This window comes from Daejeonella sp. (assembly GCF_030695525.1).
Taxonomy (GTDB): Bacteria; Bacteroidota; Bacteroidia; order Sphingobacteriales; family Sphingobacteriaceae; genus Daejeonella.
On sequence record NZ_JAUYSS010000010.1, the window covers coordinates 1 to 8,579 of the forward strand.

The 8,579-nt window shown below is 42.5% G+C and carries 7 protein-coding genes; 3 read left to right on the top strand and 4 right to left on the bottom strand.

The genetic code is table 11. The features are described from left to right. Positions 1-763: 763 nt before the first annotated feature. The 3 genes from Q8S11_RS01750 to gltX all read right to left on the bottom strand — a co-directional run bounded on the left by Q8S11_RS01750 (position 764) and on the right by gltX (position 5,327). Positions 764-1,612: a neutral zinc metallopeptidase gene (locus tag Q8S11_RS01750; RefSeq protein ID WP_305660356.1), complete on the bottom strand. Its 849-nt coding sequence runs from the start codon at positions 1,610-1,612 to the stop codon at positions 764-766. Between the two features lie 261 nt (positions 1,613-1,873). Beyond that, positions 1,874-3,571: an amidohydrolase gene (locus Q8S11_RS01755; RefSeq protein WP_305660357.1), complete on the bottom strand. Its 1,698-nt coding sequence runs from the start codon at positions 3,569-3,571 to the stop codon at positions 1,874-1,876. Between the two features lie 226 nt (positions 3,572-3,797). Then, the gene (gene gltX, locus Q8S11_RS01760; RefSeq protein ID WP_305660358.1) at positions 3,798-5,327 is read right to left on the bottom strand and encodes a glutamate--tRNA ligase; all 1,530 of its coding nucleotides are present in this window, start codon (positions 5,325-5,327) and stop codon (positions 3,798-3,800) included. 298 nt (positions 5,328-5,625) lie between these two features. Here gltX and Q8S11_RS01765 point away from each other — a divergent pair, with 298 nt between their 5' ends. Genes Q8S11_RS01765 through Q8S11_RS01775 form a run of 3 tightly spaced genes read left to right on the top strand, consistent with a single transcriptional unit; the run spans position 5,626 to position 7,758 of the window. Further along, a complete protein-coding gene (locus Q8S11_RS01765; RefSeq protein WP_305660359.1) occupies positions 5,626-6,852 on the top strand; it encodes a HAMP domain-containing sensor histidine kinase in 1,227 nt (408 codons plus the stop codon). Further along, positions 6,833-7,339 (top strand): DinB family protein, encoded by a 507-nt coding sequence (locus Q8S11_RS01770; RefSeq protein WP_305660360.1) that lies wholly within the window; start codon positions 6,833-6,835, stop codon positions 7,337-7,339. Before Q8S11_RS01765 ends, Q8S11_RS01770 begins: the two co-directional genes overlap by 20 nt. Beyond that, positions 7,336-7,758, top strand: a complete 423-nt coding sequence (locus Q8S11_RS01775; RefSeq protein ID WP_305660361.1) for a hotdog fold thioesterase — start codon at positions 7,336-7,338, stop codon at positions 7,756-7,758. The genes Q8S11_RS01770 and Q8S11_RS01775 overlap by 4 nt, the downstream gene beginning before the upstream one ends. A gap of 30 nt (positions 7,759-7,788) precedes the next feature. On the opposite strand, the gene Q8S11_RS01780 is transcribed toward Q8S11_RS01775, so the two are convergent. Then, a complete protein-coding gene (locus Q8S11_RS01780; protein WP_305660362.1) occupies positions 7,789-8,151 on the bottom strand; it encodes a DUF6249 domain-containing protein in 363 nt (120 codons plus the stop codon). Positions 8,152-8,579: the final 428 nt, after the last annotated feature.

Consider the following 8,579-nt stretch of genomic DNA (forward strand, 5'->3'; position numbering starts at 1 on the left):
TAAGGCAGTGATATTATAAAAACTGATTCTACCCTTAATTCAGGAAATTGTAGGCCAGAGTACTGTCCCAACTACCAATCATATCCGATAAAAGGTTCCGAAGCACGATTCAATCCCCAGTGCCAGCAAAATCAAAAAAAAATAAGCAGATACATTCAAATAGCACTTGCGAGCATCAGATTTTGGGATCATAACCGGAATGCTTACATATTTTTCTATCTCCCAAAAGCAGCGATCCCTTTTTTTTTGATGCGCAGGGGCATGTGGCAAAGGCACCTAGGGATTGAAGTCCCGATAGCCATCGGGATTGGCCTTCAAAAGGAAATCGCCCCCCGGCAATGGAGGGAGGAAAGGTTGAGAGTGGGCCTCTTATTTTGAAATTAGCTAGAATGTGAGTCTGTTAAACCTTTATCGAGATATTATGCCCGGTACAGAATTTAACCGGACAGCAATGGTTGAGAATTGAGAATGGGAAATAGGGAATTGAGAAATGTATTTACATCACGAGTACTGTCATCCCGAAAGCTGCCCTTCAGTAGCTGAGGGAACTTAGTGATTTTAGATCAGAGTTTGTTCCCTGAGTACAATTTCCTTCCTAAAAGCACTGTCATTTGAAGGAGGCACAAGAACTATGTCATGGGTAGGAGGTACGACGAAGCAATCTCACGACGATTAGTGCTTATAGTTTTGGGATTGCCGCGCTGCGCAATGACAAAATACTACAATCGCAATGACACGGCGCTAAACAGGTAAGTCACAAAACCTACAAATCCCTCGCATTAAACGTATCACCCTGTTTCATATCACCACTTTCATAGCCTTTCCTGAACCATCTCATACGCTGCTCTGAAGTTCCGTGGGTAAAGGAATCAGGTACTACCCTGCCCTGGGATTGTTTCTGTAGGCGGTCGTCTCCAATCGCACTGGCTGCTGTAAGGGCCTCTTCGATATCTCCTGCTTCCAATACACTTCCGCCGTTTTGTTCCAGATTCTGAATGAAATTAGCATACATACCTGCATAAAAATCTGCCTGCAATTCCAGCTTAACAGATAATTGGTTGTACTCTGCCTCACTCAGGCTGCTGCGCAACCTTTGAACACTTTCTGATACGCCCAAAAGGTTCTGGACATGATGCCCTACTTCATGGGCAATGACATAGGCCATCGGGAAATCGCCGCCGGCACCAAACTTGTTCTTCAGCTCTGCCTGGAAGCTGAGATCAATATAGATTTGACGATCTGAAGGACAGTAAAAAGGACCCGTAGCAGAGCTTGCCGATCCGCAGGCAGAAGCCACAAGATCATCGAAAAGGACCATAGTTGGCCGTTCATATTGTTTTCCGTTCTCCCTGAACACTTCAGTCCATAATTCGTCCGTATCTGCCAGAACCACATCTGCAAATTTGCCGGCATCATCCTGAGGAGAGCCAATCTTTCCTTCCTGAACAGGCTGATTTTGGGATACCTGATTTAAAATAGATTGTGGATCTCCGCCAAATAATAAGCCCAGGATGACGAGAATAATTGTCCCGCCGCCAATGGCCATACCACCACCGCTCATACCACGTCTGTCATCAATATTTCCGCTTCCGCGTCTGCCTAACCACTTCATATTCTTATATTTTTAATGTGAGTTCGATATATAAATATCTAAAGATTAATATTTAACCACATAGATTATCTTATTTTATGCTTTAAAGGAAACATAGATTTTAAATTACATAGATTGAAGCGAAGCTTCAAGGCTATCTGTATCTAAAATGAAGGTTGGTAGCTATAAAATGCTATGTTTCTATGTGGTTTTCTAATAATATGTCGAGTTCACCTATTTTAATGAAATTTAAAATTGATTCTTCAAATATTTAAAACAAATCTATTTTTTGCCGCGATCAAAAACCAGCTTTCCACCTGTAAAGGTCTTCATTACTTTGACATCCCTGATGGCTTCAGCTTTGATATCAAACAAATTTTGATCCAGAATTACGAAATCTGCGAGATAGCCCCTTTTTAAAATTCCTTTATTGTTTTCTTCAAAGGAGGCGTATGCCGAATTATAGGTATATGCTTTCAAGGCTTCCTCAAGGCTGATTTTTTGTTCAGGGACCCATCCACCGGGGTTTTTATCATCCAGTGTGCGACGGGTCACCGCAGCATAGATTCCCACAAGGGGTGTTGGAGGTGCTACGAACCAGTCGCTGCCAAAGGCCAGAACCGCCTGATTATCCAGCAGACTTTTAAAGGCATAGGTCGTTTTTATTCGTTCGGGGCCGATTACTTTTTCAGCCCATCGTCCATCATCAATTGCATGATAGGGCTGCATGCTGGCAATGACATTCAGTGATTTAAATCGGCTCAAATCTTCAGGGGCAATATGCTGGGCATGTTCAATACGGAAACGCCGGTCGCGTTTTCCATTTTCCTTTTCAACCCTGTCAAAAATATTTAGTTGTTCTTCAATCGCTTTATCGCCTATGGCATGCACCATGACCTGTAATCCGGCTTTGTCGGCGGCGGATATTTGCTCATACAGTTCTTTTACAGGTGTAACGAGAAAGCCGCTATCAGTCGGGGTGTCACTGAAAGTCTGTTTAAATGCCGCGGTATGCGATCCCAAAGATCCATCAACAAATCCCTTTAAACCTCCGATCTTTAACCAGGAATCGCCTATTCCTGATTTTTCAACTTCTTCATGAAGTTTTTTCCAGGTATATAATGGAACTACGGCATAGATTCGTGTGTTTAAGAGTCCCTTTTTTGCAGCTTTCCGGTAGACTTTCAGATCCTGCCAGCCACCCATACTTTGTACTGATGTAACACCATTTTCGGCTACATACTTCATCGCTGCCTGAAGCGCTTTGTCTTTCAACTCATCCGAAGGGTCAGAAATATGCTGACCAATAAGCCCCATCGCATTGTCCTTGAAAATACCTTCGGGCATTCCATTTTTAGCACGGACTATTGAGCCTCCTTCAACATCCGCAGTAGCGGGATTTATTTTTGCAATTCTCATTGCCGCAGAATTAGCCAAACCCATGTGTCCGTCCAGTCGCTGAACGAAAACCGGATGATCGGCGCTCACCGAATCGATCCAGTTGGCTTGCGGAAGTTCGCCACCCCAATTCGTATGGTCCCAGTCGCCATTCAAAATCCAGGTACCTGCAGGGACCGTTTTGACAAAGGCAGCAATTCGATCAATAAATTCCTGTTTTGTTTTCGCATCACGTAGAGAAACCGAGGATAACCCGAAACCACCATCAATAAAATGAACATGAGCATCGTTAAAACCTGGCACAAGCATCTGACCTTGGGCATCGATAAGTTCTGTTCCATCAGCCAGCATTTTCCTGACTTCTAAGTTGCTACCTACATGAATTATTGTCTCGCCTTTAATTGCGATTGCTTCTGCCCAGGGCTGAGTCTCATCACCGGTCCAGATTTTGGCATTGACAATAGCCAGAGAGGGGCTTTCAGTTGTTTTGCAGGCGGTAAAATTTATGAAAATGAAAAGGAATAGTATAAAGAAATAGAAGTTACTCGCCCTGAGAGGGATGAATGAGGATTTGAAATTCATTATTGAGGTTTTGGTTAATTAAATATATGAATTAACCGTTAAGGAAAATCAGGAATCACGCGCCACGGGTGGGCGCTAGCATTAAAATTTCGTTCAAATGATTTCGATTTAGGGATTAAGACTTACGAATTTACTAAGGCGTCATACCTTTAAATTCGTCAGTCACCATTTAAGCAAGTGACTGACGAAATCAACTTTCTTTATGCCCAGGTGATTTCGTCATTCATTACTCCTCCGTAAAAGCAATAACCGCTTTTTGAATCCGCTGGATAGTCTTCTCTTTTCCAAGAAGCACCGCAATATCAAAAACTCCCGGACCAAATTTGCCTCCTACAAGCATAACCCTGAAAGGCAACATCAACTCACCCGGTTTAAGGCCTTTTTCTTCAGCCAATGCTTTAAAAATAGTTTCCAGATTTAGGGCTTCCCAGGCTGTTGTGCTTTCCCAGGTTTTAATCAGTTCATTGAAATATTCGGTTTTGGCAATGCTCCATTTGGGTTTAACCGCATTCAGGTCATAAAATGCTGGCTGCTCAAAGAAGAATGATGCCTGATCCCAGAAATCCTGAAGAAAGGTCATGCGCTCTTTGACGGTTTCAAGAACTTTATCAAAATACTCATTGTCCTGAATTTGGATTTCTTTAGCTTTCAGGATTTCAAGTACCTGATTCTTGATACCTGCTACTTGACTCTTCTTAATATACTCATGATTAAACCACTTCGCTTTCTCAAAATCAAATTTTGCGCCGGCTTTGCTCACCCGTTCGATACTGAATTTCTCAATAAGCTCTTCCATACTGAAGATCTCCTGTTCGGTTCCGTCATTCCAGCCTAGAAGGGCCAGCATATTGACAAAAGCCTCTGGCAGGTATCCCATTTCACGGAATCCCCTGGTTATTTCCCCGCTTTTTGGGTCTTTCCAGTTCATCGCATACACAGGGAAACCAAGCCGGTCGCCATCACGCTTGCTTAGTTTACCATTTCCATCAGGTTTGAGAATAAGTGGAAGATGTACCCAATGAGGCATATCTGCTTTCCATCCAAGATATTCCCAAAGCAGGATATGAACCGGTGCTGAAGGGAGCCATTCTTCTCCGCGGAAGGCATGGCTAATTTTCATCAGATAATCATCCACAACCACCGCAAGGTGATAGGTAGGCATGCCATCAGCTTTTAGCAGTACTTTATCATCAACAAGATTGGTGTCAAAGCTGACATCCCCTCGAATCATATCGTAAAAATGAACAGCATCATCAACCGGAACCTTGATTCGGATAACATGCGCTACTCCCTTATCCAGGAGTGCCTGAGTTTCCTCCTGCGATAGGTTCAGGGAATTCCGTAAAGTATCCCGGTTTTCATGTCCGTAACGAAAGTTTGGAAATTTTTGCCGCTGCTCGTCCAGTTCTGCCGGGGTGTCGAAGGCATAATAAGCAAAGCCATCCCTGACAAGCTGTTCTGCGTATTTCCGGTAATTGTCCTTGCGCTCACTCTGACGGTATGGCGCAAAAGGGCCGCCATTTTCAGGTCCTTCATCGGGATTTAATCCGCACCAGGCAAGGCAATCGAGTATGTATTGTTCTGCCCCTTCTACATAGCGGCTTTGATCGGTATCTTCTATTCTAAGTATAAAATCACCACCATGTTTGCGGGCAAAAAGGTAATTAAATAACACAGTTCTAACTCCCCCAAGATGTAAACCTCCTGTGGGGCTGGGTGCAAATCGTACTCTTACTTTTTTTGTGATATCAGGCATGGGGCAAAGATAGGGAATAGTTGAGAATTGAGAGTTGAGAATGGAGAATTGAGAGTTGACAGTTGAGAGTTGACACCCGATAGCTATCGGGTTGACAGTTGAGAATTCAAAATTCAGCCAAGACTCACACATCCTATATGAAGTAATAAATTACGGATAACAGGTAACAACTAAGAATCCAGGTTATGACTAATAAATTTTCAATGAACCACTACATTCCTAACAACCAACCAACTAACAACCAACAACTAAAAAACCTGCTACTCTTTCATTTTCCTTTTGTAATTTGCTTATCGATATGAACCAATACGAATGGAAACGCCGCTGGAAGTTTATTTTACTTGCTTTTGCAGTGGTCATAGCGGGTGCCTCATTGTGGTATACTGATTATCTGGTCAGGAATATATCAATTGCAGAGCGTACAAGGGCTGAATTATGGGCGAAAAGTACCCGTAATATCATCGCTATGCCTGATGTAAATGATGAGTATATCACCTTCATTTACAGCATGAGAGACAGCCTTGCCGTACCTGCAATTGTGGTTGATTCAGCAGAGAATATCATTACCTGGCGCGGACTTGACAGTACAAAAACAAATTTTGATCTGGATTCTGATACAACCAAGAAATACGATCCGAAGTATTTTAAAAAGGAGTTGAAGGAAATGAAATCCCAGCATCCTCAACCAATTGTTCTGGATCTCAATATTATGAATGGGGAGAAATGGTATGTATATTATAAAGACTCGACACTATTAACCCAACTTCGGGCATTTCCCTACATACAGTTATCCGTGATTGCTATCTTTTTACTGGTGGCTTATGCGGTTTTTAGTTCTGCAAAAAGATTAGAACAGGATCAGGTTTGGGTTGGACTTGCGAAAGAAACTGCCCATCAACTGGGTACACCGATTTCATCATTGATGGCCTGGACAGAATTACTGAAATCCAGGTTCAATGTACCGGATGATCCCCTGATTCTTGAAATGGAGAACGATGTGAAGCGCCTTGAAATGGTGGCCGATAGGTTTTCGAAGATCGGATCCAAACCCATTCTGCATAATCATGTGGTTTACGACGTGGTTGAAGAATTTGTAAACTATTTCAGGGTCAGGGTGAGTGATAAGATTGAATTCATTCTTAGTGGAGATAAGCAAGTTGAGGCCTTGATCAACGTCCCGCTCTTCGATTGGGTAATTGAGAATATCTTGAAAAATGCAGTGAATGCAATCGAAGATACCGGGAGCATTAAGGTTGAAATCAGGGAGAACCTGGTAAAGGAGCAGGTGTTTATTGATATTTCTGATACCGGAGCGGGCATACCCCGACTTAAATTTGAAGCGGTATTTCAACCCGGATACACTACACGTAAAAGGGGCTGGGGATTGGGTCTATCGCTGACCAAGAGGATTGTCGAAAATTATCACCAGGGAACTGTATTTGTTAAAGAATCTGAAATCGGTAAAGGAACAACTTTCCGAATTGTTTTAAAAAGTAATATGACCTATGAACCAACCACAAGCTGAAGAATACCCTGTTTTTTACAAGGGTTATATTGATACTGTACCTAATGATGTACTCGCTGAGCTGGAACATCAGATTGGATCCTTTCCGGCACTATTGAAAGAAATACCCTCAGAAAAAGCCAGTTTCGCCTATGCTGAAGGGAAATGGACTATTCTTGAACTTGTAGGACACATTTTGGATACTGAACGAATCATGGCATACAGGACATTAAGGATTGCCCGAAACGATGCAACTCCCTTAGCCGGTTTTGAAGAAAATGATTATGTGGCCAATGCTCATTTTGCCGACAGAAGCCTCGACAGCATGGCAGAAGAGTTTGAACATTTGCGGAAAGCCAATCTCTTTCTGATCAAAAGTCTGAATGAGAATGAACTTGCACGTGTTGGAATTTCAAATGAGAAACCTATTTCTGTTAAAGCCCTTGTTTTTATTATTGCCGGCCATCTGAATCATCATATGCGGATTCTTAAAGAAAGATATTTATGATCTGGTCAAGGGATTATACTGTTGAAGAACTTAATGGCAGGCCCAAAGGACATATCGGTGAACTGATTGGAATCGAATTTACCGAAATTAAAGAGGACTCTATTTCTGCCCGCATGCCGGTCAATGAAAAAACGCATCAGCCTCATGGGATATTACATGGCGGAGCTTCTGTGGTTTTGGCCGAGTCGCTTGGAAGTGTGGCTTCAAATATGATTATCGATTCTGATAAGTATATTGGTGTGGGACTCGAGGTTAATGCCAATCACCTGAGGCCGGTAAAATCAGGCTTCGTGACCGGAATTTGCAAACCGATTCATATTGGTGGTAAAACCCATGTATGGGATATCAGGCTATATGACAATAGGGGGAAAATGAATTGCGTGAGCAGGCTGACAGTGGCAATAATTCCTAAAACTTAATGAAGAAGGAGGCCCGGGCCTCCTTCTTCATTAAGTTTTATTTTCTTCTTTTGATTCCTTTTTCTCAATGATGTGTGAAATCAAAAGGCCTAATCCACCGAATATGGCTATCAGAGCAAAGTAAATCGCCACATTTGCATCTTCATCCCTGTTCGGATGATCAAAGTTAAGTACAGTATTGTCCAGAAGGTATGCTAAGAACAGTCCGATACCGGCTCCCATTAATAACAAGCCCCAGGTTAAGTTGATATAAGACTTACCTTTTGGCCGGCGTATTCCCGGATCCATACCATTTTGGATCATTAACATATTCTCTTTGTTCTGCAGATAACGGATGCCGAATATTGCAGCAAATAGGCCGAGGCCAAGTAATATTGGTATTAAAAATTCCATAATATTTTTTTTGTAAATAATAAATAATTTCTTTCCTGATCAAAGATCTGAAAACTATGACAACAGCTTTTTGGATCAGGTTACACCCGGGAAGATTTTTTCTTATTTTAATGTGAGTTTGATTTAAAATTTTGCCGGGATAGTTTAGATTAACTAACTTTTTCTTGTTTTAGAAAGCAAGGGCTGTTTCTCTTCGGTCGTGCCAGCCCCGTGTTCTGCCGTAGTTTTTGCCCATAAAGTCCTCTGTAACATAAAAATCTGACTGGGCAAAATGCTACAGCTGCCCGTGCTAGCGCACGCGTGTCGCGTGTGCTTCTTTAGATAAATACTGGAACGCGCGGCACGCGCGCACCAGCAGTTCCGGGTAAAATAAACCTTGCCGGAGGAGGTAGCTTCCGGCTATTCCTAATTTGAAATGGAACGCGATT

Bases quoted from the DNA above. Each gene is read 5' to 3' on its own strand.
- Q8S11_RS01750 (WP_305660356.1), bottom strand. From the start codon at position 1,612: ATGAAGTGGTTAGGCAGACGCGGAAGCGGAAATATTGATGACAGACGT.
- Q8S11_RS01755 (WP_305660357.1), bottom strand. From the start codon at position 3,571: ATGAATTTCAAATCCTCATTCATCCCTCTCAGGGCGAGTAACTTCTAT.
- gltX (WP_305660358.1), bottom strand. From the start codon at position 5,327: ATGCCTGATATCACAAAAAAAGTAAGAGTACGATTTGCACCCAGCCCC.
- Q8S11_RS01765 (WP_305660359.1), top strand. From the start codon at position 5,626: ATGAACCAATACGAATGGAAACGCCGCTGGAAGTTTATTTTACTTGCT.
- Q8S11_RS01770 (WP_305660360.1), top strand. From the start codon at position 6,833: ATGAACCAACCACAAGCTGAAGAATACCCTGTTTTTTACAAGGGTTAT.
- Q8S11_RS01775 (WP_305660361.1), top strand. From the start codon at position 7,336: ATGATCTGGTCAAGGGATTATACTGTTGAAGAACTTAATGGCAGGCCC.
- Q8S11_RS01780 (WP_305660362.1), bottom strand. From the start codon at position 8,151: ATGGAATTTTTAATACCAATATTACTTGGCCTCGGCCTATTTGCTGCA.